The 25,331-nt window shown below is 62.7% G+C and carries 17 protein-coding genes and 4 pseudogenes; 5 read left to right on the top strand and 16 right to left on the bottom strand.

Translation table 11 applies throughout. The annotated features are described in order from the left end of the window. Positions 1 to 962, bottom strand: a pseudogene (locus ACT6VE_RS32295) (IS3 family transposase); the annotation flags it as partial. 85 nt (positions 963 to 1,047) lie between these two features. On the opposite strand from ACT6VE_RS32295, the pseudogene ACT6VE_RS32290 reads away from it, so the two are divergent. Together ACT6VE_RS32290 and ACT6VE_RS32285 are read left to right on the top strand one after the other, a co-directional pair. Then, a pseudogene (locus ACT6VE_RS32290) lies at positions 1,048 to 1,502 on the top strand (pirin family protein); the annotation flags it as partial. Further along, on the top strand, positions 1,426 to 1,950 hold the full coding sequence (locus ACT6VE_RS32285; RefSeq protein WP_444802324.1) for a DUF6916 family protein: 525 nt from the start codon (positions 1,426 to 1,428) through the stop codon (positions 1,948 to 1,950). The pseudogene ACT6VE_RS32290 and the gene ACT6VE_RS32285, both read left to right, overlap by 77 nt. A 7-nt stretch (positions 1,951 to 1,957) precedes the next feature. Here the strand turns inward: ACT6VE_RS32285 and ACT6VE_RS32280 are convergent, their stop codons facing one another. Genes ACT6VE_RS32280 through ACT6VE_RS32265 form a run of 4 tightly spaced genes read right to left on the bottom strand, consistent with a single transcriptional unit; the run spans position 1,958 to position 4,170 of the window. Continuing rightward, a complete protein-coding gene (locus ACT6VE_RS32280; protein ID WP_444802323.1) occupies positions 1,958 to 2,521 on the bottom strand; it encodes a GNAT family N-acetyltransferase in 564 nt (187 codons plus the stop codon). Then, positions 2,521 to 3,054: a phage tail protein gene (locus ACT6VE_RS32275; protein WP_444802322.1), complete on the bottom strand. Its 534-nt coding sequence runs from the start codon at positions 3,052 to 3,054 to the stop codon at positions 2,521 to 2,523. The genes ACT6VE_RS32280 and ACT6VE_RS32275 overlap by 1 nt, the downstream gene beginning before the upstream one ends. A 32-nt stretch (positions 3,055 to 3,086) precedes the next feature. Next, positions 3,087 to 3,617, bottom strand: a complete 531-nt coding sequence (locus tag ACT6VE_RS32270; protein WP_444802321.1) for a phage tail protein — start codon at positions 3,615 to 3,617, stop codon at positions 3,087 to 3,089. 22 nt (positions 3,618 to 3,639) lie between these two features. Then, complete coding sequence (locus ACT6VE_RS32265) at positions 3,640 to 4,170, bottom strand: phage tail protein (protein WP_444802320.1); 531 nt, start codon at positions 4,168 to 4,170, stop codon at positions 3,640 to 3,642. A gap of 306 nt (positions 4,171 to 4,476) precedes the next feature. On the opposite strand from ACT6VE_RS32265, the gene ACT6VE_RS32260 reads away from it, so the two are divergent. Beyond that, complete coding sequence (locus ACT6VE_RS32260) at positions 4,477 to 12,258, top strand: putative Ig domain-containing protein (protein WP_444802319.1); 7,782 nt, start codon at positions 4,477 to 4,479, stop codon at positions 12,256 to 12,258. A 56-nt stretch (positions 12,259 to 12,314) separates the two neighbouring features. On the opposite strand, the gene ACT6VE_RS32255 is transcribed toward ACT6VE_RS32260, so the two are convergent. The 10 genes from ACT6VE_RS32255 to ACT6VE_RS32210 all read right to left on the bottom strand — a co-directional run bounded on the left by ACT6VE_RS32255 (position 12,315) and on the right by ACT6VE_RS32210 (position 22,096). Further along, entirely contained in the window at positions 12,315 to 13,304 is a 990-nt protein-coding gene (locus ACT6VE_RS32255) for an IS5 family transposase (protein ID WP_444802318.1), read from the bottom strand. 119 nt (positions 13,305 to 13,423) lie between these two features. Then, positions 13,424 to 14,206, bottom strand: a complete 783-nt coding sequence (pcaD, locus tag ACT6VE_RS32250) for a 3-oxoadipate enol-lactonase (protein ID WP_444802317.1) — start codon at positions 14,204 to 14,206, stop codon at positions 13,424 to 13,426. 204 nt (positions 14,207 to 14,410) lie between these two features. After that, positions 14,411 to 15,742, bottom strand: a complete 1,332-nt coding sequence (locus ACT6VE_RS32245; RefSeq protein WP_444802316.1) for an MFS transporter — start codon at positions 15,740 to 15,742, stop codon at positions 14,411 to 14,413. Positions 15,743 to 15,786: 44 nt separating this feature from the next. Beyond that, entirely contained in the window at positions 15,787 to 16,575 is a 789-nt protein-coding gene (gene benD, locus ACT6VE_RS32240) for a benzoate diol dehydrogenase BenD (RefSeq protein ID WP_444802315.1), read from the bottom strand. After that, on the bottom strand, positions 16,572 to 17,597 hold the full coding sequence (gene benC, locus ACT6VE_RS32235) for a benzoate 1,2-dioxygenase electron transfer component BenC (protein ID WP_444802314.1): 1,026 nt from the start codon (positions 17,595 to 17,597) through the stop codon (positions 16,572 to 16,574). Before benC ends, benD begins: the two co-directional genes overlap by 4 nt. Before the next feature lie 41 nt (positions 17,598 to 17,638). After that, positions 17,639 to 18,127, bottom strand: a complete 489-nt coding sequence (gene benB / locus ACT6VE_RS32230; RefSeq protein WP_444802313.1) for a benzoate 1,2-dioxygenase small subunit — start codon at positions 18,125 to 18,127, stop codon at positions 17,639 to 17,641. Beyond that, positions 18,124 to 19,482 carry a Rieske 2Fe-2S domain-containing protein gene (locus ACT6VE_RS32225; RefSeq protein WP_444802312.1) on the bottom strand — a complete coding sequence of 453 codons (1,359 nt, stop codon included), beginning with the start codon at positions 19,480 to 19,482 and terminating at the stop codon, positions 18,124 to 18,126. The genes benB and ACT6VE_RS32225 overlap by 4 nt, the downstream gene beginning before the upstream one ends. 107 nt (positions 19,483 to 19,589) lie before the next feature. After that, positions 19,590 to 20,528, bottom strand: a complete 939-nt coding sequence (gene catA / locus ACT6VE_RS32220; RefSeq protein ID WP_444802311.1) for a catechol 1,2-dioxygenase — start codon at positions 20,526 to 20,528, stop codon at positions 19,590 to 19,592. Positions 20,529 to 20,611: 83 nt separating this feature from the next. After that, a complete protein-coding gene (gene catC, locus ACT6VE_RS32215) occupies positions 20,612 to 20,902 on the bottom strand; it encodes a muconolactone Delta-isomerase (protein WP_444802310.1) in 291 nt (96 codons plus the stop codon). Positions 20,903 to 20,914: 12 nt separating this feature from the next. Then, positions 20,915 to 22,096 (bottom strand): muconate/chloromuconate family cycloisomerase, encoded by a 1,182-nt coding sequence (locus tag ACT6VE_RS32210; protein WP_444802325.1) that lies wholly within the window; start codon positions 22,094 to 22,096, stop codon positions 20,915 to 20,917. A 147-nt stretch (positions 22,097 to 22,243) separates the two neighbouring features. Here ACT6VE_RS32210 and ACT6VE_RS32205 point away from each other — a divergent pair, with 147 nt between their 5' ends. Beyond that, complete coding sequence (locus tag ACT6VE_RS32205; RefSeq protein WP_444802309.1) at positions 22,244 to 23,185, top strand: LysR family transcriptional regulator; 942 nt, start codon at positions 22,244 to 22,246, stop codon at positions 23,183 to 23,185. 74 nt (positions 23,186 to 23,259) lie between these two features. Here ACT6VE_RS32205 and ACT6VE_RS32200 read toward each other — a convergent pair. After that, positions 23,260 to 23,971, bottom strand: a pseudogene (locus tag ACT6VE_RS32200) (IS6 family transposase). Positions 23,972 to 24,016: 45 nt separating this feature from the next. On the opposite strand from ACT6VE_RS32200, the pseudogene ACT6VE_RS32195 reads away from it, so the two are divergent. Continuing rightward, positions 24,017 to 24,553 (top strand): annotated as a pseudogene (locus ACT6VE_RS32195) (Mu transposase domain-containing protein); the annotation flags it as partial. Positions 24,554 to 25,331 lie beyond the last annotated feature (778 nt).

Raw genomic sequence — 25,331 nt, 5'->3', positions numbered from 1 at the left:
GAGGAGAAGAGAAGAGGGTTTCATTCAAGAACTCGTCTCGCAGCCGCCCATTGAAGCTTTCGACCGGGTCGGCTTGCCAGGCGCGATGTAGTGCCAATCCACCTTGGCCCGCTCCGTCCATTGCAGGATCGCGTTGCTGGTGAACTCGCTGCCGTTGTCACTGACGATCATTCTGGGTTTGCCGCGCTCCTCGATGATCGGGTCGAGCGCACGGGCAACCCGCAGACCGGAAAGCGATGTATCGGCGACGAGAGCCAGACACTCTCTGGTGCAATCGTCGACGACCGTCAGCACCCGGAATCTGCGCCCATCGGTGAGTTGATCCGACACGAAGTCGAGCGGCCAGCGGTCATTGGCAGCGATCGGGATCAGCATCGGTGCTCGCGTGCCTATCGCCCGCTTCCGGCCGCCACGCTTGCGCACTGTCAGCTTCTCCTCCCGATAGAGCCGGAAGAGCTTCTTGTGGCTCACAAGGTGGCCCTCGCGCCGGAGCCGAACATGAAGGCGTCGATAGCCGAAGCGGCGGCGTTCATGCACCAGCGCCTTCATGCGCTCGCGAAGGCCATGATCGTCGCCGCGGCTGGTTTCGTAACGGATCGTCATCCGGCAAGAACCGATGGCTTTACATGCCCGCCGTTCGCTCATCCGATGGTGGTTCATCAGATGCGCGACAGCTCTCCGCTCCGCTGCGGGCGTCACCACTTCTTTCCCAAAAGGTCTTTCAAAGCCGCATTGTCGAGCATCGTATCCACCAGAAGCCGCTTCAGCTTCATGTTCTCGTCCTCCAGCGTCTTCAGCCGCTTGGCTTCGGACACGTCCATGCCGCCGAATTTGGCCTTCCACTTATAGATGCTGGCATCGCTGACACCGTGCTTGCGGCAAAGCTCCGAGACCGGCGTACCCGCCTCGTGCTCCTTCAGAATGCCGATGATCTGTTCGTCCGTGAAACGGTTCCGCTTCATTGCCTGGTCCTCTCAATGGGCCAGAGCGTACTTCAAAATGGATTAGTTCAACGGGGCAAGGGCACCTGCCAATCCTCACCGGGGGGGCAAGGAGGCACGCCTCATCCTCGGCAATGCGTGGGGTGAGCGGGCGCCTGTAAAGACCTTCTCCGAAATGTTCTATGCCGGCGCCGTGCTTCAGGCCGGGGCGAAACTGCCTTTGCCAGACAATCGCGAGGACCGCGGGCTTTATGTCACAAAGGGCTCCGTGCTGGTCGCCGGCCAGGAATTTGCAGCCGGGCAGATGATGGTCTTCCGTCCCCGTGATCCCATCACGGTCACCGCCGGTGAAGCGGGCGCGCGGCTGATGCTGCTTGGCGGCGAGACGCTGAAGGGCCGCGCTACATCGCCTGGAACTTCGTCGCATCCTCGAAGGAAAAGCTGGAAGCCGCGAAGGAGGCCTGGATCAAGGGCGACTTCGAACATGGCCGCTTTCGCCTGCCGCCCGGCGACGACACCGAGTTCATTCCCTTCCCCGATGGCGGGACGTCAAGCCATTGACGTGTGGCAGGCTGCGCCGAAGAGCATCGAGGACCGGACCTATGACGGTTCGCCCGGCGGTGGTGTTTATTCCTATACGTCTTCTGTATTTCGCCTTCCTGTTGTAGAAAGAACCCTGATCGATACGATTGGAAACGGCGGAGGAAGACTGCGCATGGATTTGCTGACGCTTCAACATTTTGCGGGTTGCGTCGGTCAGGCGTTTGATGTGTCCCTTGGTGAGAGCACGGTGCCGCTGACCCTTTCGGAAGCAAGGCCAGGTGCGCCGCACATCCTGCCTGGGATGCGACGGGAGCCCTTTTCCCTGCTGTTTCGCAGCAATTCGGCGATAGTCCTGCCGCAGCAGATTTACCGCCTGAAGAACATATCGCTCGGCATCCTGGATATCTTCCTCGTCCCGGTTGCCCGCGACAAGGACGGCATCGTCTACCAGGCTGTCTTCAACTGACGTTTCATCAGGCCTGAGATACGCAGCCGTTGACGCACGGCCATGCCATCTGGATATGAGATCCGCCATCCTGCACCGCATCAAAGCCGAGATGGCGGTAGAGTGCCTGTGCCCGGCTATTATGGTGCTCGACGCTGAGGACCACGGCTACGACGCCGGCAAGCACGGCCTCTCGCTGGATGGCGGATAGCAGTACCGTCCCAATCCCGCGACCGCGACGCTCCGGCAGAAGCCCGATATCGATGACCTGCCAATGCTCCGTACCGGCGTCCAAGTAAAGACGGCCGATCGGCTCGCCACCGCAGTCGATAACAAGAAAATGCGCGTCGGGGAAAACCGACAGATAGTGCCGGTGCTGAAACGCAAACTGCTGATCAAAAAAGGCGTTCTTCTGCTCTGGCGGCCAAGGCATCGCCGCAAACTCCTCCGTCCGCAGCGACCGATAGAGGTCCACCAGGAAGGGCATGTCCGTCCTCGCGGCGTGCCGCAAATCTACCCCCGCCGCCGTCACGACGGAAGGCGTGGACCGAACCGGAAAATCGGGCAGCATCGCTACCCCGGGCGCGAACATCAGCCGAACGCCGGAAACACCCCCTCGAGGGCGATGCAGTAATTCACCGCCAGATAGGGTTGTCGGTTTTCATGCGGCTGGCTGTTTCCCGCCGGGCCAAGCATGTTGGGGGCAAATTGCGCATCCGGCTGACCGTCACTGGAGAAAGGCAAGCTCTGACTGGGCACAGTCAAGGAGTTGCCTGCGGATGGTGTTCCCGTCTTTTTCGCCACGTCGCCCTGATTGTAGAGCCCGAACGCGTGCGCGTGCGCCGGCATTTCCAGCAAACTCAACGTGAGGCTGTTTTCCCCATAGGTCTCTCCGGCCGATCGCGGTGTCAGGCCAGGCCCGGCGCCCTGATTGTTTGCGGTGCGGCCCATGAAGTTCGGCAGCTGGAACGTTGTCATGCCGTTCCCGCCGTAATTCGTGCCCAGCAGCGAAAACAAGGCCGTATTTTGCTGGATCGCGAGCGTCGCTCCGTTGCAGAGCGCCCAGCCGCGTGGTGCGAAACTGAAGCCGAACAGCTGGATTTCACCAATGAAAGGCTCTGTCATTTTTATCCCCTTATCGTGAAATGGAATTCGGATCAGCTTTGCGTCGGATAGATGCCATAAACCGCAATGCAGAATTGCACGGTAAGCGTCGGCATCAGGTTGTCGTGCGGTTGTGTGTTGCCGGCAACCTTCGTCGAGGACGACGACATGTTGAAGATGGTCAGGCCCGTGACATCCGTGGCATACAGCGTATCGCCGCCAAGCGCCCCGAGTTCCGCCGTCGTTTCGATGGTTTTGATATCGGCCGTCGTCGTCGTCGCGAAGAAGGTGTGCGTGTGCTGCGGTATCTGGTTGGTGATCAGGGTAACGCTCTCGGTGCCGGACAGCTCGCCGGCAACATGTGGCGACAGGCCCTGACCAGTGCCCCAATGCATGGGTAGCCTGCCGCGCAAATCGGGTACGCCGAACGTGGTCTGGCCGTCACCGCCATATGTGGTGCCAAGCAGGTTATACAGGGCGTCATACTCCGCTATCGACAGTAGCCCGCCGTCACAGGAGTGCCAGCCGACCGGCACGCGCGCAAAACCGAACATGCGTATTTCCCCGAGATAGGGAGTGCTCATCTTTAACCTCCGGCGATGGGGTTCAGTTGCGGGACGGGTAAATGCCCGAAAGCGCGATGCAGAAATTGATGACGCTGTAGGGCTGCATGTTCGAATGCGCCTGTCCGTTGCCCACCGGCGTGACGGTCTGTGGCGACAATGGCACCTGGGCTCCCGGCGTCTGCGCATAGATGGGAACGGAATTCTTCGCAAAGAGCGCGCCTGTCGGGTTGCGGACCTTGCCATCGGCGGTGGTGCCATTGCCCTGGTGAATGTGGGTGGGCATCTGTGTCGATAACAGCGTCACGTTTTCAACGCCGCCGGGCTCCCCGAGCGCATAAGGCGTAGGCTGCCAGGAAGGATCGGCTGATGCGCCGGCAGAGACCGGCGCGCGGCCCTGCAGATTCGGCAGGGCGAAAGTGGTTGTGCCGTTGCCGCCGTAATATGTGCCCAGCAACGAGAACAATGCCTGATTCTGGGCAATCCCCAAAATTTGGCCGTTGCAGAGCGCGAAATTGCGCGGTGCAAATGCAAACCCGCTCATCATGATCTGCCCGAGATATACTTCGGCCATGGCTGCCCCCACCAACAATTTAACGACTTTGAATTTACCAACACACCCACTTTCGCTCATAACGGGCATATTGGGAAGAGTGCTTCAGCAATCTTTTTATAAGCGAATTCTTTTGCCTGCCACGATGCAGGGTTGTGTTGCCTCGCGTTTCATGCCAGTCAATAGCCAAAGCGCAGGACGGGCTGGCCGCGACGCGGGATTTTCCCCCTCGTGGCATTCTGTGTGAATAGGGGCGGGATAATGCATAAGCAATGGCTTGAAAAGTCGTGCATTTCGCGCGGGCATCGCGCCAAGCCGGCGTTTTTTTTGTCATTTCTGACCTTGATCTGGCTGATCGTCCTGTGGCCGGCAACGGTGGCTCAGGCGGCGTGTACCTCCCCACAGACGGCAACCATAATCTCGGGCGGTACGGCAACCTTTACCTGCGCGGATTTCGGCTTCATTTCGCCGGCCAACGCATTGCCATCCCATGGCAGCCTGACCTTCGGAATACCATCAAACACCTCGGCCCTTATCTACACCAACAATGGTGACGGCGCGACATCCGACACGTTCATCGTCAAGGATGACTTCGCAGTAGCGATTACATTCAACATTACGATCAATCCGTCGACCTCCCCGCTGACGGTCACACCATCAAGTGTTGCCACGCCGGCGATCGGCACGTCCTATAATCAGGCACTCAGCACGACTGGCGGAACCACCCCCTATACCTATTCGCTCGTGGCAGGCAGCAATCTGCCGCCCGGCCTCACCCTTTCCTCCGCCGGTGTCATCTCCGGCACGCCGACCGGCTCGGGTCCCTACAATTTTACCGTCCGCGTGACCGATTCGACGACGCCGACGGCCAATACGCTCGACAAGGCCTACAGCGTCCTCATCGCTGCGCCTGCCATCGACGTGACGCCTGACAGCCCGCCGGACGGCGGCGTCGGCACGGCCTATAGCGTGCAGTTTTCGGCAAGCGGCGGCACCCCGGGTTACACCTATACCCGCGACAGCGGCAGCCTGCCCCCGGGCTTGAGTCTCTCGGGCAGCGGTCTCCTGTCCGGCACACCATCGGCGGTCGGCAGTTCGACTTTCAAATTGAAGGTCCAGGACAGCACCACCATCTCGACCGGCGGCGTGCACTTCATCGCACAGGACGTTACCGTCACCATCAATGCCTTCCCCCCGGTGTCGCTGACGCCGGCAAGCGGCACGGCGCTTTCGGCCGGCGTGGTGGGAACCTCCTACTCCAACGCATCGATCTCGGCGAGCGGGGGGTCGGGTACGATCAGCTATGCGGTGACCGCCGGCGCGCTGCCGGCAGGCCTCGGCATCAATGCATCGACCGGCGCGATCACCGGTACGCCCACGGCGGGCGCGATCGGAACCGCGAATTTCACGGTGGCGGCGACGGCCGCGACCAGCGGCGCCGCCAGCGCCAGCTATTCGATCACGGTGACGGCGCCCCCCGTGGTGCTGACGCCGACGACCGGCACGGCCCTGACCGCCGGCGTGGTCGGCTCGTCCTACTCGAACACGTCCATTTCGGCGACGGGTGGTGTCGGAACGATCACCTATGCCGTAACCTCCGGTTCGGTGCCGGCGGGGCTCACCTTCAATACATCGACCGGTGCGATAACGGGCACGCCAACAGCGGGGGCGCTTGGAACGACGAACTTCACGGTGACGGCAACGGCCGCAACAACCGGGTCGGCCGCCGCCAGCTATTCGATCACGATCACCGCTCCGCCCGTGGTGCTGACGCCGACGACCGGCACAGCTCTGACCGCCGGTGTAGTCGGCTCTTCTTATTCAAACGCGTCCATTTCGGCGACCGGCGGTGTCGGCACGATCACCTATGCCATAACCTCCGGCTCGGTGCCGGCGGGGCTCACTCTCAACACATCAACCGGTGCGATAACGGGCACGCCGACAGCCGGGGCACTTGGAACGACGAACTTCACGGTGACGGCAACGGCCGCAACAGCCGGGTCGGCCGCCGCCAGCTATTCGATCACGATCACGGCGCCCCCCGTGGTCCTGGCCCCGGTCGGCGGTCCATTGACATCAGGCACAGCGGGTGTCGCCTATTCAACGGCTATTTCGGCGACGGGCGGCGTGGGAACCATCACCTATGCCCTGACGGCAGGTGCGTTACCGCCAGGGCTCACCGTGAACACGTCGACCGGAGCAATCAACGGCACGCCGACCGCTATCGGCACGTTCAATTTCACCATTACGGCGACTGCCGCGACAAGCGGCTCGGTTGCAGAGGCCTATCAGATCACGACCGTCGGGCCGCCACTGAATCTCTCGCCGGCGTCAGGCACTGCATTGACCGGCGGCGTTGTCGGTTCGGCCTATACGGACACGTCGATCTCCGCGAGTTCCCCCTTGGGTGGGGTTAACTTCTCAGCAAGCGGACTTCCGGACGGCCTGACGATAAACGCTTTAACGGGCGAGATCACAGGCACGCCAACGGCCGCCGCCCTCGGCACCGCAAGCGTCGACGTCTCGGTAATGTCGATGTTCGGCAACGTGGAGCAAGCCACCTATCCGATCACAATTGTGGCACCACCGGTGGTGCTGACGCCGACGACCGGAACCGTATTTTCGACCGGCACGGTTGGCGTTTCCTATTCGAACACGTCGATCTCGGCGAGCGGCGGGGTTGGCGCAATGAGCTACGCCGTGACGGCCGGCGCGCTTCCCGATGGCCTTGCCTTGAATACCACGACTGGCGCGATCACCGGCACACCGACGGCAGCCGGATTCGGCACGGCGAATTTCACAGTGACGGCGACGGCCGCGACCACCGGGTCGGCCTCGGGCAGCTACACGCTGGAAATCGAGGCGCCGCCGGTGGTGGTGACGCCGGCGAGCGGTGCCCTGACGGGCGGCACGGTGGGGACGGCCTATGCGGCGGCGACGATCTCGGCGAGCGGCGGGCTTGGCGCCTTTACCTACACGGTCACCGCCGGCGCCCTCCCGTCCGGGCTTGGCCTCGACGCATCCAGCGGCGCAATCACCGGCACACCGGCGGCCGCGGCCCTCGGCACGTCCAATTTCACGGTGACGGCAACGGCGGCGACGTCGGGTTCCAGCGCGAACAACTATTCACTCACGGTGGTTGCCCCGCCGATGGTGCTGACACCGGCATCCGGCACGGCGCTGTCGGGCGGCACGATCGGGACAGGCTATTCGGATACGTCGATCTCGGCCAGCGGCGGCGTGGGAACGATCAGCTATGCCGTAACGGCTGGCTCGCTGCCGACAGGGCTGAGCCTCAATGCCTCGAGCGGTGCGATCACCGGCACGCCGACGGGTGCTGCACTCGGCACGTCCAATTTCACGGTAACGGCAACGGCGGCAACGACAGGCACGGCGTCGGCCGCCTATTCGATCACGATGTTAGCCCCGCCGATGGTGCTGGCGCCGGCATCCGGCACGGCGCTGTCGGGCGGCACGGTCGGGACAGGCTATTCGGATACGTCGATCTCGGCCAGCGGCGGCGTGGGAACGATCAGCTATGCCGTAACGGCCGGCTCGCTGCCGACGGGGCTGAGCCTCAATGCCTCGAGTGGTGCGATCACCGGCACGCCGACGGCTGCGGCACTCGGTACGGCCAATTTCACGGTAACGGCGACTGCGGCAACGACAGGCACGGCTTCGGCCGCCTATTCGATCACGGTGGTAGCGCCGCCGATGGTGCTGACGCCGGCATCCGGATCGGCGCTTACGGCCGGCACGGTCGGTGCCGCCTATTCGGATGCGTCGATCTCGGCCAGCGGCGGTGTCGGAACAATCAGTTATGCCGTAACGGCAGGGGCGCTTCCCACCGGTCTGAGCATCAACGCATCGACAGGCGCTATTACTGGTACCCCGACCGCCGGAGCCTTCGGTACGGCGAGTTTCACGGTAACAGCGACAGCGGCAACGACCGGTTCGGCCTCGGCGAGCTACACGATTGCCGTGGGAGGAACCGCGGTCGTTCTGACGCCGGTAACGGGAACTGCCTTGACGGCCGGCACGGTGGGCATTGCCTATTCGAACACATCGATTTCGGCGGGCGGCGGCGTTGGTGCGGTCAGTTTCTCCGTGACGGGTGGCACGCTCCCGGCAGGCCTGAGCCTGAATACATCGACGGGTGCAATCACCGGCACGCCAACGGCTGGCGCGCTCGGCACGTCGAACTTCACGGTCACGGCGACGGCAGCGGTCAGCGGTTCGGCTTCGGCGAGCTATTCGATTGCGGTGGGCGGACCAACGGTCGTGCTGACGCCGGTAACTGGGACTGCTTTGACGGCCGGCACCGTTGGCGTCGTTTATTCGGATACGTCGATCTCGGCGGGTGGCGGCGTGGGAACGATTAGCTATGCCGTGACGAGCGGCGCGCTTCCCGCGGGGCTGAGCCTCAATGCATCGACAGGTGCGATCTCGGGCACGCCGACCGCCGGAGGCTTCGGAACGGCGAATTTCACGGTGACGGCGACCGCGGCGACCGCGGGTTCGGCCTCGGCAAGCTATTCGATCGCCGTGGGAGCACCGCCGATCGTGCTGACGCCGGCAACCGGCACGGCGCTATCGGCAGGCACGGTCGGTGTGGCCTATTCTGACACCTCGATTTCGGCAAGTGGCGGCGTGGGGACGATCGGCTATGCGGTTACGAGCGGGGCGCTTCCCACAGGGCTGAGCCTTAACGCATCGACCGGTGCGATCACCGGTACGCCGACCGCCGGAGCCTTCGGCACGACGACTTTCACGGTGACGGCGACGGCAGCGACATCGGGTTCTGCAACGGCGAGCTACACGATTACCGTGGGGGGCACTGCCGTGGTGCTGACGCCGGCAACCGGCACGGCGCTTTCGGCCGGTACGGTCGGTGTCGCCTATTCGGATACCTCGATTTCGGCGAGTGGTGGTGTGGGGACGATCGGCTACGCCGTGACGAGCGGCGCGCTTCCCACGGGGTTGAGCCTCAACGCATCGACCGGGGCGATCACCGGCACACCGGCCGCCGGAGCCTTTGGCACGGCGACTTTCACTGTGACGGCGACGGCCGCGACATCAGGTTCCGCGGCGGCGAGCTACACGATTACCGTGGGGGGCACGACCGTGGCGCTGACGCCGGCAACCGGCACGGCACTTTCGGCTGGCACGGTGGGCGTCGCCTATTCGGACACCTCGATTTCGGCGACAGGCGGTGTTGGCGTCATAAGCTATGCTGTGACGGCCGGCGCGCTTCCGGCAGGGCTTGGTCTTAATGCATCGAGCGGGGCGATCACCGGTACGCCAACCGCCGCAGCACTCGGAAAGGCGACCTTCACGGTAACGGCAACAGCCGCAACCAGCGGCACTGGCTCGGCGACCTACACGATTACGGTGCGCGGCTCGGCTGTGGTGCTGATACCGGCAACCGGCACGGCGCTTTCGGCGGGTACGGTCGGCGTTCCTTATTCGAACACCTCGATTTCGGCGAGCGGCGGCGTTGGCGCGATCACCTTTGCCGTGACGCATGGTGCTCTTCCGGCTGGTCTGAGCCTTGATGCATCGACCGGCTCGATCAGCGGCACGCCGACGGCCGCCGCATTCGGTACGGCAAGCTTCACGATCAAGGCCACCGGGGCATCCGCGGGTGCCGCATCGGCGCGCTATACGTTAAGGGTACGCGGACCGGCTGTGTCATTGACGCCCGCAACCGGTACAGCCTTGGCGGCGGGCACAGTCGGGGTCTCCTATTCGGACAGGGCGATCTCGGCAAGCGGCGGGGTCGGCAAGATCACCTACGCGGTAACGAGCGGGTCGCTTCCAGCCGGATTGAATCTCAATGCATCAAATGGTGCGATCGCCGGCAAGCCGACTGCGGCTGCGCTCGGCACGGCAAGCTTTACAGTCAAGGCGACGGCTGCGACCGCGGGCTCTGCCTCGGCACGCTACACTATTACGGTGCGTGGACCCGCCGTCGTGCTGACGCCAGCCACGGGCACGGCGCTTTCGGCCGGTACTGTGGGAAAATCCTATTCGGACACATCGATCTCCGCGAGCGGCGGCGTTGGCCGGATTGGCTATACGGTGACCAGCGGAGCGCTTCCGGCCGGCCTGAGGCTCAACGCATCGACGGGTGCGATCAGTGGCACGCCAACGTCCGGTGCGTTCGGTACGGTGACGTTCACGGTAACGGCGGCGGCTGCAACGGCCGGTTCGGCGGCGGCGAGCTACACGATCACGATCAAAGCGCCGGCGGTGGTGCTGAAGCCGGGAACGGGAACGGCGTTTCCGGCCGGCACGGCGGGCGTTGCCTATGCGAACACGTCGATCTCAGCAAGCGGTGGCGTGGGTACGATCAGCTATGCGGTGACGGCCGGTACGCTTCCGGCGGGCGTGAGCCTCAATGCCGCGACGGCCGCGATCACCGGCACCCCCACGACAAGCGGTGATTTCTCCTTCACCGTTACGGCGACGGATACAGTCGGCACGAGCGGTGCGGCTGGCTATTCGCTGAAGATCAAGCCACCCAAGGTAACATTCGTCTTCACCCCGCCAGGCGGCGCGCTGGATGAAGCGATGGCAGGCGAAGACTACAGCCAATCGATCACCGCGAAGGGTGGAACGGGGTCGCTGATCTACAGCGTCGTTTCGGGCAGGTTGCCGAAAGGCCTGGTGTTGAACATCTCGACCGGCGAACTCACCGGCCGACTTTCCGCCGACGCTGCCGGCACGCATAACTTTACCATTCAGGTGCGCGATGGCACTGGCGCTACCGGCAAGACTACGTTCACCTTGCGGGTGAAGCGGCGGACAACCACGGTTGTCGACCTCGTCGTGGAGGTTCCGGCTGGCGGGACGCCTGCGAACGTGTACCTCAACCGGGGTGCAACGGGTGGTCCGTTCACGGGGGCTGAGCTTGCCTTTGTCGAGCCGGCCAATGCTGGCAAGGCTACGATCATTCGTGGCGAGATGGCGGCGGTTGGCGCTGCTGCAGCCCCTGCCGGCTGGTATTTGCAATACAAGCCCGATCCCGCCTATTCCGGTGAGGTACAGGTCGGCTACAGGCTGATCAGTGCGCTCGGTACATCCAATATCGGGGTCGTCACCTACCGGCTGGCGCATGATGCGGACAGGGTTGCCGAGGACATCGATGCATTGGTACGTGGCTTCGTCGAGACGCGGCAGAACATGATCTCCTCGGCTATCAAGGTCCCCGGGCTTCTGGAACGCCGGCAGATGGAGGCGGCGACCGATCCGGTCACCGCGCGCATGATGCCGTCGGAAGAGGGCATGACAGGCAGCGTTTCCACCAGCCTGCGGCAGATGGAGGCGGCGCGCGACAATGCCGACGGCGTGAGTGCGGCCGCGTCCTCGCCGTTCAACATCTGGATCGACGGCACTTTCCTGGCGCACAACCGGGATGATAATGATGGGCGTTGGGGCAGCTTCGCGATGATCAATGCCGGCGCCGACTATCTCCTGACGGACAAGGTGCTTGTGGGCTTGTCCTTCCACTATGACCGGATGACCGACCCAAGCGATGCGGATGCAGAACTGACCGGCAACGGCTGGCTTGCGGGTCCCTATGCCTCGTTCGAGATCGCCCGCAACATCTTCTGGAACGCCAGCCTGCGTTACGGCGGCTCATCCAACGATATCGACACGGCGTTCTGGGACGGCACGTTCGACACGACACGCTGGATGGCCGACACCTCACTCGAGGGGCAATGGGACATCGACGAAGCGACGACCTTCACGCCGAAACTGCGTATTCTGTACTTCTCCGAAAGCGTTGACGACTACACGGTCCGAAACGATGCCGGGGAGACGGTGGATATCGAGGGGTTCGACGCAGAGCAGTTCCGTGTCAGCCTGGGCGCGGAAATCGCACGGTCGTTCACGCTGGAAAACGGCACGCAGGTGACACCGAAACTGGGCGTGACGGGCGGCTACTCGGGCCTCGATGGCTCGGGCGCCTTCGGCTCGCTGACGGCCGGAGTTTCGTTGCAAACCGCGAACCTGTGGATGCTGGACTTGAGCCTCCTGCTCAACATCGCCGACGGCGGCGAGACATCCGCGGGCGGACGCGTGCGGGCTGCAAAGCAGTTCTGAGAAGCTTTGGTGCATGGATCTTGGTATTTTGAGAATACGCTCTTTGATGTGGTTTGCTACGCAGCGGCAGCGCTGCTGCGGACGGATTTCGGGCGCGCGCAGGCAAACATGCCGTTGAGTACGGTACAGCTGATGGCCACAACTGTCTGTTGCGTGAGGAAGGACCTCGCCCGCAGACGATGCCCGATGATCGACTTATATCGACCGATGGCGGTCTCGACCAGAGACTGTTTGCCATAGCCGGTGGCGACTTGCCACTTCATTCGTCCGTTCATGTTGATCGCCGCAATATGACGGTTTCGCTGACCGCCGAGTTCGGCGTCGATCCGCTCGACCGCGTTGGAGCGCGGCGGAACGACAACAATAGCATCTGGGCTGTGGCGGATGACGGCGTCGTAGGTCGGCTTCCCGTCATAGGCGCCATCGGCGGTGAACTGGCTTATCGGGATGTCGATGTCGTTGAGCAGCCGCGCTACCTGCGAGGCGTCGCCTGTGTTCTGGTCGGTCACGACGTGGGCCAAGATCTCGCCGCTGTCGCCATCCACTGCCAGATGCAGTTTGCGCCAACTGCGCCGCGATCTGGCACGATGCTTTTCTTCCAGCCAGTGGCCCGCGCCAAAGATTTCAAGCCCGGCGCTGTCGATGAGGACGTGAACGTGACCTTCTCCTGGAACCCGGCAACCTTGCCGCTTGTCAGACGATCGCCACGTGCTCGCCCGGCGGCTGAGCGTGGTGTGATCGGGTACGGCGAGACCCAATCCCATCAATCGCAACGCCGATGCAAGGAAGCCCTCTGTTTGGCGCAGCCGCAGGCCGAACACGATCCCGAGGGTCAAAGCGGTCTCGATCGCCAGATCGGAATAGCACGGCTGGCCGCCGCGGGTCGTGCGCTTCGGCGCTTGCCACGGCGACAACGCTTCGCACGTGATCCAAAGCGTCAGGCTGCCTCGCTGGCGAAGGCCAGCCTCATACTCCCGCCAGTTCGTCACCTTGAACGCCATCTTGCTGATGCGATGGCGGCAGGCGGCGTTATGTATGAAAGGCACGAGCGTAAAAAAACGACTATTTCAATAGCCGTTCACATGAACCATTACCGATAAATGATCCGTGCACCCACGTCGGCATCGAGCAGAAATATGGGACAGGGATCAATGCAGCCCAAAGGTTAGTTAAGGAGAAAACCCAGAAGCGCTGCGTCAAACGCCCGCGAGGCTTCGACATTGACGATATGGCGGCCACGCAGCGACAGGTGCCGGCCCTGTTGCACGCGGGCTGATATATATTCAAGATCGGATGGCGGACATACCGGGTCGTCGTCGCCGGAGATGGCCAGCAATGGGTTGGCGATCCGCTCGATTTCGTCCCGGAGGTCGGCGCCGGCAAGGGCTGCGCAGCAGCCGATATAGCCATCGACGGATGTTGCAGTGAAACGTTCAAGCACCGCGCGCGCGGCGTCGGGCGCGGCGGCCGTGAAGGACGGGGTGAACCACCGCTCCGCCGTGGCAGGGACGAGAGGCGCAAGCCCGTTCGCCCGCACGTCATCCATGCGTGCGGCCCAGCCTTCGGCGGTGCCGATCTTCGCCGCGGTGGCGCAGAGGACGACCTTGTCAAAACGCTGGCCGGCATGGATGGCCAGCCATTGCCCCGTCAGGCCGCCGATCGACAGCCCGCAGAAATGCGCGTGCTCGATCTCCCGGGCATCAAGCAGGGCGATCACGTCACTGCCGAGATCGGCCAGCGAATAGGGTGGCGGCGGGGCCGACGACTGGCCGTGGCCACGGCGATCGTATCGCAGAATGCGGAAATGCGGTGACAACGCAACCATCTGCGCGTCCCACATGTGAAGGTCGGTTCCCAGCGAGTTGCAGAATACGAGCCAGGGCGCAGCCGGATCGTTCCCGTCAATACGGTAGTGGAGGCGATGGCCGGGACGATCGAGATAAGGCATGAATTCAGTTACCCGCATTGGCGAAAGCCGCGCTGATCGCGGCTCCAATATTGACCTTACCGCACCGGACAATCCGTTGCGATGGCGAGAAGTCGATGGCGGTGGCCAGCGGTTCGCATGGTAGCCCGGGCAGAGCTCGCACCGGCCGCAACAGCCGGTAGAGAAACATCTGCACGCCGCTTACCCTGACCGCTGACCATCGCCTCATGCCGCTGCCAGCGCCATGGCGCTTGAGCGACGGTCGTTGCTGACCGCGAACACCAGCATCGCCACGGCCGAGATGACCGCCGGGATGGCGAAGAGCAGGAAGTTCTGCTGCAGCGGGAACTCCTTTGCCAGCAGGAAGCCGCCAAGCGTGGGGCCGACGATCGCGCCGATACGCCCGACGCCGGAGGCCCAGCCGAGCCCGGTGGAGCGCACCGAGAGGTTATAGAGCTGCGCCACGCTGGCATAGAGCAGGATCTGCGTGCCGATCGTGGTGGCACCAGCAATGAACACCATCACAAACAGGGCGCCGGCAGGTGGGTTGAAGCCGATCAGCGCAATCGATACGGCAGCGGCGGCGAAGAAGCCGACCACGACCTTCGGAAGCCCGAACCGGTCACCGAGCCAGCCGCCGGCGATCGCCCCGGCCATGCCACCGAAATTGAGGGAGAAGAGACTCAGCAGGCTGGCCCTTTCAGCATAGCCGGCTTCCTGCAGCACCTTCGGCAGCCACGAGGACAGAAGGTATACGAGCAGCAGGCAGCAGAAGAAGGCCACCCAGAGCATTGCCGTGCGCAGCGCGCGCTGATGCCGGAAAAGCTCGGCAACCGAGGCGACGCCCCCCTTCGTTTCGGTAAAGGTCAGCGTGTCGCCGACGCCGAGACACGCGGACGGCGCGATCTTCGCATAGATCCGTTTCGCCTGCTCCTGCCGGCCCTGGCGGATGAGGAAGCCGAGCGATTCAGGCAGCTTCCACAGAATGGCCGGAAGCATCAGCAGCGGAACGGCGGCGATGAAGAACATCGGCTGCCAGCCGAACTGCGGGATCAAGCCGATGCCGAGCGCGGCCGCGACCATGCCACCGACAGAGTATCCGGAGAACATCAACGCGACCATGGTTCCGCGCAGGCGCCTGGGAGCGTATTCGTTCATCAACGCTACGGCGTTCGGCATCAGGCCGCCGCAGCCGAGTCCGGCGATGAAGCGAAAGATCTTGAACTCCGTCGGCGTGCTGGCGAAACCGGTCAGGAGGGTTGCGACGGTGAACAGCAGGAAGCTGATCGCAATGCCCTTCTTGCGGCCGATCCTGTCGGCCAACGGGCCGAAAAACAGCGCACCGAACATCATCCCGAACAGCGCCCACGCCTGTAGCGCCCCGGCCTCCGGCTTGCTCAGCTGCCATTCCGCCATCAGGGTCGGCAGCACGGTTCCGGCAACGAAGACATCGTAGCCATCGACGACCAGCAGCAGGGCGCAGAGCCCGACCACCGTCCATTGAAAGCGTCCGACGGGATTGTTGTCTATGGCTTCATTCACATCGATAGCGCGCATGTTCGCTCCTCCACGAGTTGTTACGCTGGATCAGTCCTGGAATTTCAGCCGAGGTCTCCTCCGGCGACCGGCAGCACGCTCCCGGTGATGTAGGACGCCTCGTCCGAGGCGAGAAACAGGATCGGCGCCGCCTGCTCGTCGATCGCGCCGTAGCGCTTCATGAAGCTCGACTGCTTCACCTGCTCCACGACGTCGGCCATCCAGCCCTGCTCCGCCGCCGTGTCGCCATCGGCATTGCGGGGAATGCGGCGCGGCGGTGCCTGCGTGCCGCCGGGGGCGGTTGCGACCACGCGGATGTTGCGCTCGGCGAGCTCCATGGCCAGCGACTGGGTGATGGCGTTCACGCCGCCCTTTGCCGCCGAGTAGGGCACGCGATGGATGCCGCGCGTGGCATTCGAGGACACGTTGACGATCGTTCCGCCACCGCGCTCGAACAGATAGGGAAGAACGGCGTGGCAGCAATAAAGGGTCGGCATCAAGGAACGACGGATTTCGGCGTCGATCTGCTCCGGCGCGAATTCCGGATAGGGGCGCATGCGGATCGCGCCGCCGACATTGTTAATCAGGATATCGATGCCGCCGAATGTATCGCGCGCAAAGCGCATCGCCGCCGCGGCACCCTCGTGGGTCTCCAGATCCGCGCTGAAGGCCGCGGTATGCGCGCCCTTCACATCCGCCGCCACCTCGGCGACGAAGGAAGCCCGATCGACGAAGACCACCTTGCCGCCCTCCTCGGCGGCGCGCTGCGCCACGGCGCGGCCGATGCCTTGTGCGGCACCGGTGACGACCAGCACCTTGCCCGCGAAACGGTTCGTGAAGCGCGCGGTGCTCATGCGGCCTCCTTCGCCGCGGCATTCGGCGTGAACTTTTCGTAGTGGAAGCTGTTTGGCTTGACGCCGTTGTCGTCGAAATGCTTGCGCACGGCGTCGACCATCGGCGGCGGACCGCAGAGATAGACATCGACATCGCCGCCGTTGAGCGCCTCGGCCGGCATGTGCTGGGTCACCCAGCCCTTGCGGGGATGGCTAGAGGCCGCCTCGGCGACCACCGTGCTGTAGGTGAGGTTCGGCAATCGGCCGGTATAGGCCTCGATCTCGTCCACGAGGACCAGGTCCAGATCGCGGGTCACGCCGTAGATCAGGTGGACCTGCTGCTGCGACTGTTCGCTTGCCAGCACCTCCAGCATGGACAGGAAGGGGGCCAGCCCCGTACCACCGGCCAGGAACAGGAGCGGTCGTTCGACCTTGCGCATGTAGAAGCTGCCGAGCGGGCCGGTCAGGTCGAGTTTCCCTCCCAATTCGGCGCGCTCCAGCCAGTTGCTCATCACGCCGCCCGTTATCTTCTTGATGAGAAAGCCGATGCGTTTCTCACCGGGCGCGGTGCTGAAGGAATAGGAGCGATGCTGGCCGCTGCCCGGCACGTCGATATTGACGTATTGGCCGGGCAGAAAGGCGGGCGCACCGGCACCCACCTCCAATTCCAGCACAATCGCCGCGTCCTTGTGCGGCACCACCCTCGCGACCGTGGCGGCAAAGGTCTGCTGCCCGGTCTTGCAGGCGACAGAGGTCGTCGGCACGGCAATGACGCAATCGGACGTCGGCTTCATCTGGCAGGTCAGTATGAGACCGGTCTCCGCCTCGTTCGCGGTCAACGCATCGTCGATATAGTCGTCGCCGAGGTCGTAGGAGCCGCTTTCGGCACGACACTTGCAGGTGCCGCAGACGCCGTCGGAACAGTCCATCGGCAGGTTGATCTTGCTGCGATAGGCAGCATCGAGCACCTTCTCGCCGTCTTTGCAGTCGATGAAACGGGTAACGCCGTCCTCGAAGTTCAATGCGATGTTGTAGCTGGCCATGGAACCCTCCTCAAAGGTTTCTGCCCGCCCGGCGACGCGCGTCAGATGTGATAGACGTCGATGACCTGGCGGATGTAGTCGTTCTTCAGCACGATCTTCTTGGATGAAATCAGCAGCTGTTCGCCGCTTCGGCGCAGCGTGACGAACATGGTCCCGAAGAAGCTGTCGGTGACCTTGTAGCGATGGTTGAGCGTGTTGAAGTTGTAGCGGACGTCCACCTCGTCGCCGCGCTGCGCCAACACCTCGACATTGGTGACGTTGTGGCTGGTGCGCGGCTCGGGTGTCGATGCGCCGGACCGTTCCGTCTTGATGCGGAAGACCCGGTCCTCCAAGCCCTCGCGGCTGGGATAGTAGATCAGCGAAATCTGCGCATGCGGATCCTCGGTAAGCTGGTCGTCGTCGTCCCAGGCCGGCATCCAGTAGGTCACGTCCTTCGCATAGCAGGTGAGCCACTCGTCCCACGCGCGGTCGTCCAGCAGGCGCGCCTCCTTGTAGAGGAAGGCGCAGACGGTTTCATAGGAGATGCTCATGCCGCCACCTCCTTGCGCTCGCAGGCGAGCGCATCGCGCATCACGCTTGCCCAGTATTCGTGCTGGCGCACGAACAGGCCCTCGTCCTCGCTGCGCTCGCCGGAAAGCAGCGGGTTCATTCCCATCTGCCTGGCATTGTCGTCCGGACCTTCGATCCAGAGCGGCGCGCCTCGCGACATGTCGTTCCAGAGCGCGGCGATGCCGGCATATCCGGCCTGGCAAGCCCGGAATTCCTCCAGGTCGTCGGCCGTGCCCATGCCCGAAACGTTGAAGAAGTCTTCGTACTGACGGATGCGCAGCGCGCGGTTCTCGGCGCTTTCGCCCTTCGGCGCGAAGCAGAAGATGGTGATCTCGGTCTTGTCCACGCTGATCGGCCGGGTGACGCGGATCTGCGTCGAGAACTGGTCCATCAGGAAGACGTTCGGATAGAGGCAGAGATTGCGGGTCTGGTTGACGATGAAGTTCGCCCTGTCCTCGCCCACGCGCGCCGTGATCTCCTCGCGCTCGCTGTAGATAGGGCGCACCTCCGGGTTCATCGTGCGCGTCCAGAGCAGTATATGGCCGTTTTCGAAACCATAGACGCCGGCGGTCGACTTGCTCCAGCTGTTGGCATCCACCGCCTTGGTGCCTTCCTCGGCGCGACGCCCCATCGTGGCAGCGTAGTTCCAGTGCACGGAGCTGACATGGTAGCCGTCGCAACCGTTCTCCATCTGGAGCTTCCAGTTGCCGTCATAGATGTAGGAGGAATTGCCGCGCAGAACCTCCAGCCCGTCCGGTGCCTGGTCGACGATCTGGTCGATGATGACCCTGGTTTCGCCGAGATAGTCCTCGAGCGGGGCGACATCGGCGTTCACGCTGCCGAACAGGAAGCCGCGATAGCTCTCGAAACGGGCAACGCGCTTCAGGTCGTGCGAGCCGTTCTGGTTGAACTGCGGCGGATACTGGGTCGTCTTCTCGTCCTTCACCTTGAGCAGCTTGCCGGTGTTGGAGAAGGTCCAGCCGTGGAAGGGGCAGGTGAAGCTGCCCTTGTTGCCGTGCTTGCGGCGACACAGCATGGCACCCCGATGGGCGCAGGCATTGATCACGGCATTGAGCTGGCCGGTCTTGTCGCGTGTGATGACCACCGGCTGGCGGCCGATATAGGTGGTGTAGTAATCGTTGTTGTCGGGGACTTGGCTCTCATGGGCCAGATAGACCCAGTTGCTCTCGAAGATGTGCTTCATCTCCAGTTCGAACAATTCGGCATTGGTGAAGATGTCGCGCCGGCAGCGAAACACGCCGGCCTCCTTGTCATCCTGCACTGCCGTTGCCAACAACTGCTCGAGGTCATGGGTCTTTTCGATAATCGCAGACATGGTTCTTCTCCCGCTCGCGGCGCAACTCTTCCCGTGCGGCCGTTGCAACAATGTCGAATGCACGATGTTTAGGGCGCGGCGGCTTCTTTCAGCCGCCGCAGGGGGGCTTACGCCGCAACGCGCTGGCGCTGCTCGTTGACCTGATTGTCCACGCCGTTTACGAGCGCGGTGAGATGAATGTCGAATTCGATCTCGGCGAACGGACCGGTGAGATTGTTGGCCTTTATGCTGGCCTCGTCGGTGTGCTCGATGATGGCCGGAACGAGACCGTCCCGGGTGGCGTAGGCGAAATCGTCGTTGACCAGCGGGTCGCCGTCGATGTTGATCTGGGTGGTCAGCTTGCGGTGGCCATCCGCACTGATGAAGAAGTGGATATGCGCCGGACGCTGGCCATGGCGGCCGAGCGCCGACAGCAGCTTTTCGGTCGGGCTGCCCGGCGGAACACCGTAGCCGTGCGGCACGATGCTCTGGAACTTGTAACAGCCCCTCGCATCGGCGATGATCGTACGGCGCATGTTGAACGGCGCCTGTAGTCCGGTCGGGTCGAAGTGCGAATAGAACCCGCGGGTGTCACAGTGCCAGACTTCGACGGTCGCGCCCGGCAGCGGCTTGCCGCTGGCATCGTATACGGTTCCGTGCATGACCAGTGTATGGCCGTTGGTGTCCCTGCCGTCGTCGAGACGGGCAAAGCCTTCCGAGGCCGGGGCGCCGGCCACATAGAGCGGGCCTTCGATGGTGCGCGGGGTCGGGTTCTGGATGCCGAGTGCCGCATCGATCGCATCGAGGCGCTGGTCGAGGAAATGGTCGAGGCCGAGACCGGGCGAGATCAGGCCGGCCTGCCCCGAAGCACCGATTTCGTTGAGCCAGGCAATGCCGGTCCAGTATTCGTCAGGGGTGACGTTGAGGTCGTCGATTGCCTTGAACAGGTCGGACATCACCCGATGAACGATCTCTTTCATGCGCGCATTGCCGCCGTCGTTGTTCAAGCCGCTCAGAACCTTCAGGAAGTCCTGTACCTCGGGCTTGTCGAAAATCTTTACGTCCATTGCCATACTCCTCCTTCTTGGGTGTTGCGAAAGTCGATCGGGACGCTCGCCATCCGGGCCGAACGCCGCTCCCGGCGCATTGCTCAGCTGTCGTCATCGCGGGTCGACGACGGATGCCGCACCAGCGGCGTGACAGTGATGGTCATGAACTTGAACAGCGGCAGGCCCGACAGGATCTGGTGCAGTTCTTCGTTATCCTTCACGTCGAAGATGCTGTAGTTTGCGTACTCGCCGACGATCCGCCAGATGTGGCGCCATTTGCCGCTCTGCTGCAGCTCCTGCGAATAGGCCCGCTCCTTCGCGACGATCACTGCGACTTCATCCGGGGCGATGTCTCGCGGTATGCTGACGTCCATGCGAACTTGAAACAACATGGTCTGGCTCCTCTACTTCGCGATGCTGACGGTCTTGCGCAGCCCATCGCGCTGGAAGAACCTGACGCGGTCCTCGTCCAGCGTGACGCCCAGGCCAGGCCCATCGGGAATGGTCAGTTGGAATTCGCTGTAATCCAGCGGTGTCACGAGGATCTCCTCGGTCAGCAGCAGGGGGCCGAACAGTTCCGTGCCCCATTGCAGATTGGCGAAAGTGGAAAAGGCATGGGCCGAAGCGACCGTGCCCAGGGCGCCTTCCAGCATGGTGCCACCGTAAAGCTCGATCCCGGCCGCATCGGCGATCGCTGCCACACGCAACGCATTGTACAGGCCGCCGCTCTGCTCGACCTTGACCGCGAACACATCGGCGCCGTGCACCCTTGCGATCTCGAAGGCCGATTCCGGGCCGTGCAGGGATTCGTCCGCCATCAGTGCCACGGGGAAGCGGCGCATCAGGCGCGCCAGCCCCGCGGCCGAGGCGACTGGTTGCTCGACCAGTTCGCAGCCGGCATCGGCCAGCGCCGCCATGCCATAGACGGCGTCCGTCTCGCTCCAGGCCATGTTGACATCGACGCGCACCGCACCGCGCTCGCCCAGCGCCCGCTTGATCGCGGCGACATGAGAAACGTCCTCGCGGATCGACCTGGCACCGATCTTCAGCTTGAAGACGTTGTGCCGACGGATGGAGAGCATCTCTTCGGCTTCGGCAATATCCTTTGCCGTATCGCCCGAGGCGAGCGTCCAGGCGACAGGAAGACGATCGCGCCGGCGGCCCCCGAGCAGTTCGCTGACCGCAAGCCCGAGCCGCTTGCCATGCGCATCGAGCAACGCGGTTTCGACGGCGCTCTTGGCGAAACGGTTCTCCTTGACCATCTTGCCGAGCCGCGCCATCAGCGCCTGCACTCGAGTGGCATCCTGCCCGACCATCACCGGCGCGAAATAGCTATCGACGGCGAGTTTCATGCTTTCCGGGCTCTCGCCACCATAGGCCATGCCGCCAATGGTGGCGCCTTCGCCGATGCCAACGAAACCGTCGCTGCAATGGATCTTCACGAGCATCAGTGTCTGGCCGATCATTGTCGCCACGGAGAGTTTGTGAGGACGAATGGTCGGAAGATCGAGCAACAACGTTTCGATCCGCTCGACGGTGGGAGCGATCTGGAGGGCCGTGACCAAGGGTGCAGAGATCGTGTTCATGAACGACATTTAGCCACCAAGATCTGATCGCGTCCAAGACTGTTTACGTTTAGAATAATACCTTTAAGATATGGAAGGCCTTGCAAAGGCCGAGTCAACGCTTCTTTCGCAGTACAACATACCGAAACTGTAATGGGATCGCCTGAAATGGATCTTCGTCAGCTTCGCTACTTCGTCGCCGTCGCCCGGGAGCGCAACTTCACCCGCGCTGCCGACATGTTGCATATAGCGCAGCCGCCATTGAGCCGGCAGATTCAATTGCTGGAAGAGGAACTTGGCGTCACGCTCCTCACCCGCAAGAGCCGGCCGGTGCGACTAACAGAAGCTGGCCGGCTGTTCTACGAACAGGCGATGCAGGTGCTCGGCCGGGTGGAGCAGATGCGAGAAGCGACCCGGCGCGTCGGTCTCAACCAGCAGAGCGTGTTATCCATCGGGTTCGTCGCGTCCACCCTCTACGGCGGCCTGCCGACACTCGTTCGAAAGCTGCGCCAGCATGCGCCCCACCTCGATATCCAGCTGCTGGAACTGATGTCCATGCAGCAGATTCAGGCGTTGAAGGAAGGGCGTATCGACATCGGCTTCGGTCGCGTGCGGCATGCGGACCCCGCAGTGGCAAGCATCGTTCTGCGCGAGGAACGGCTGGTGGCAGCCATTCCACAGGAGACCCCGCTGGCCGCCGACGCGTCACCGCTGCCGATGAAGGCGCTCGTTTCCCAGCGCCTGATCGTCTACCCGAAAGAACCCCGTCCAAGCTTCGCGGACCAGGTGCTGAGCTTGCTGCACGACCATGACGTGCGCCCGCCCGAAGTGCAGGAGGTGCGGGAAATCCAGACCGCATTGGGCCTCGTCGCTGCCGCTGCCGGCGTCTGCATAATCCCGTCCTCGGCCCGGCAGATGCGCAATGATGTCCACTACCGGCTGCTGGAAGGCAAACACGTGACCTCGCCCGTGATCCTCAACCACCGTGCAAACGACAACGGGCACTATATCGACCTGATCAAGCAGCTCATCCAGGAAATGTACGCAGAGAACCCGCCATGGCTGGGGCTTGAGCACAATCTTCCATTTCGGCCCTCATTTGCCAAGTAGTTGGACCGATGGCCTGCGGAGATGGCGTCACCTTAACTTGTCGCAATTCGCGGCGAGGATTTGTGTGCCGCCTTTCAGGCAGCGGTCGACCAGGCGATTTCACGCCAGGTCGAGATCGCGTAGGCTCGAAGCTGGCGATGATCGGCGGCGGTCAGTTGTTTGCGATGAAGGTGGAAGAGATTTGCGATCTGGCTGTGGGTTGAGACGAAACGCTGGCATTGCCGCGTCGACTTGAAGCGCATCATGCGTCGTTCTCGTCGTCGAAGAGAAAGGTGGGAACTTTCTGCGCGGTTGTTCAGGTCCTTGTGCGAGCGATGTTCGACGCCCGGCATCAATTCAGCTTTGGCGGCGGCGTAAGAGCGCAGCTTCTCGGTCACCATGACGCGCGGGGCAACACCCTGGCCTTTGAACAGCTTACGCATCAGCCGAAAAGCAGCCCCCTTGTTCCTGCGGCTTTGCAGCAGAGCATCGATAACGTAGCCGTTGGCATCGACGCGCGCCACAGCCAGTACGTCTTCCCCTTGATCGCCACGACCATCTCATCAAGGTGCCACGTATCGGCAAAGTGACCACAAGATCGCTGCCGGAGTTGATGGGCGAATTTCAGGCCAAATTTCGCTGCCCATTCTGCGACGGTCTGAAACGAGACGCCAATGCCACGCTCGGCAAGCAGATCCTCGCCGTCGCGTAGGCTCAGCGGAAATCGACATTAGAGCCACACGCGTGCGCGATGACCTCGGCCGGAAAACGGTGACGTTTATAGTGGGCGGACACCTTTTCAGTCATGCCGGTACACTATCGTCCCGATCCACACCAGTCGGCTAAGGCGACGCCACCGTTTTGGCTGATGAGCGGGCATCCTTGATGGCACTGCCTCCCGCTTTTGACGGCTTCGTCGAGCAAAGCAAGCGCGTCTCGCCCACCTGCCTGATCACCTTTGAGCGGAATCGCTACAGCGTGCCTGCATCGTTTGCAAACCGGCCCGTCAGCCTGTGCATCTATCCCGAGCTCCTGGTCGTTGCGGCCGAGGGCAGTATCCTATGCGAGCATGAGCGGGTTATTGAACGCAGCCACAATAAGCCGCCGCGAACGATTTACGACTGGCGGCATTACCTTGCCGTCATCCAGCGCAAACCCGGTGCCCTGCGCAATGGTGCACCCTTCCTGGAATTGCCGTTGGCCTTTCGACAACTGCAGGACCAGATGGTTCGCCGCCCCGGCGGTGATCGTGAGATGGCCTACATCCTTGCGCTTGTCCTTCATCACGAACAGGTCGTCCTCAGGGCTGTGGAACTGGCTCTGGATCAAGGCGTGGCGACTAAAACGCATGTGTTGAATCTTCTGCATAGGCTGACCGAGACGTATCCAACGCACGATCCGGCAACAGGGTGACAGGCCTCCGCCGCTCGAGGTCGCAAACGAGTGCTCCGTAGGTCTGGCCGCGGCTGAAGGCAAAATTATCGATGCCTATGACGCTGAACTCTTCGTTCTGATTAGCAATACGGCGGCGATCCACCCGCAGGAGTGTGTCGTTGCTCACCGGCATCATCAGACGATTGGCAAAGGCTGCGGCCGGTCTACCGCCGAGCGCCAAGCCGAGGTGTTGGACGATTATCTCCAGCCGTTGGGTGCGGCGACCATAGCGAGCCAACACGCCGACACCGAACTGTTCGCAGAAGATGCGGCGTCCGTACAGGACTGCATCGCACCAAAACCGACGCGCCCGGACCGTCTACGCTACTCGCCGACCGCTGAGGGGCAGATCAGCGGTCGGCGCACATATCGACTTTGAACCCTCCGGCTTGACCGGCCGCAGTCTGGACAGGTTCCCGAATGTTGGTGCGCGTGAAGCTGGATATGAACGCTGTTCGCTATAACCTTCACTTCGTCTACTGCAAAGCGTCAGGCGCGAGGCTCGCGCGGGAAAGTCGATGTTGCATAAGCTGATCCTCCGGAGAATCAACAAAAACATCCACCGCAACAGCAGCCAATGTGAGTCAGAGCCGCTACTGTGAGCCAGAGTACTGGCGATCACCGAGGCCGACCAAACGCTGTGATTGAGCTTCCGGATAGGCAGCCTCGACGATCGTGAGGCCATAAACGGGACGCTAGAGCACGTCCGGTTTAATCCTGTTCATATCCTGCG

This window comes from Shinella sp., from assembly GCF_052438155.1.
In the GTDB taxonomy this organism is placed as follows: Bacteria; Pseudomonadota; Alphaproteobacteria; order Rhizobiales; family Rhizobiaceae; genus Shinella.
Note: the sequence above shows the minus strand (reverse complement) of the source record. Positions and strands in the feature narration are given on the sequence as shown.

Bases quoted from the DNA above. Each gene is read 5' to 3' on its own strand.
- ACT6VE_RS32285 (WP_444802324.1), top strand. From the start codon at position 1,426: ATGGCCGCTTTCGCCTGCCGCCCGGCGACGACACCGAGTTCATTCCCT.
- ACT6VE_RS32280 (WP_444802323.1), bottom strand. From the start codon at position 2,521: ATGTTCGCGCCCGGGGTAGCGATGCTGCCCGATTTTCCGGTTCGGTCC.
- ACT6VE_RS32275 (WP_444802322.1), bottom strand. From the start codon at position 3,054: ATGACAGAGCCTTTCATTGGTGAAATCCAGCTGTTCGGCTTCAGTTTC.
- ACT6VE_RS32270 (WP_444802321.1), bottom strand. From the start codon at position 3,617: ATGAGCACTCCCTATCTCGGGGAAATACGCATGTTCGGTTTTGCGCGC.
- ACT6VE_RS32265 (WP_444802320.1), bottom strand. From the start codon at position 4,170: ATGGCCGAAGTATATCTCGGGCAGATCATGATGAGCGGGTTTGCATTT.
- pcaD (WP_444802317.1), bottom strand. From the start codon at position 14,206: ATGCCTTATCTCGATCGTCCCGGCCATCGCCTCCACTACCGTATTGAC.
- ACT6VE_RS32245 (WP_444802316.1), bottom strand. From the start codon at position 15,742: ATGCGCGCTATCGATGTGAATGAAGCCATAGACAACAATCCCGTCGGA.
- benD (WP_444802315.1), bottom strand. From the start codon at position 16,575: ATGAGCACCGCGCGCTTCACGAACCGTTTCGCGGGCAAGGTGCTGGTC.
- benC (WP_444802314.1), bottom strand. From the start codon at position 17,597: ATGGCCAGCTACAACATCGCATTGAACTTCGAGGACGGCGTTACCCGT.
- benB (WP_444802313.1), bottom strand. From the start codon at position 18,127: ATGAGCATCTCCTATGAAACCGTCTGCGCCTTCCTCTACAAGGAGGCG.
- ACT6VE_RS32225 (WP_444802312.1), bottom strand. From the start codon at position 19,482: ATGTCTGCGATTATCGAAAAGACCCATGACCTCGAGCAGTTGTTGGCA.
- catA (WP_444802311.1), bottom strand. From the start codon at position 20,528: ATGGACGTAAAGATTTTCGACAAGCCCGAGGTACAGGACTTCCTGAAG.
- catC (WP_444802310.1), bottom strand. From the start codon at position 20,902: ATGTTGTTTCAAGTTCGCATGGACGTCAGCATACCGCGAGACATCGCC.
- ACT6VE_RS32210 (WP_444802325.1), bottom strand. From the start codon at position 22,096: ATGAACACGATCTCTGCACCCTTGGTCACGGCCCTCCAGATCGCTCCC.
- ACT6VE_RS32205 (WP_444802309.1), top strand. From the start codon at position 22,244: ATGGATCTTCGTCAGCTTCGCTACTTCGTCGCCGTCGCCCGGGAGCGC.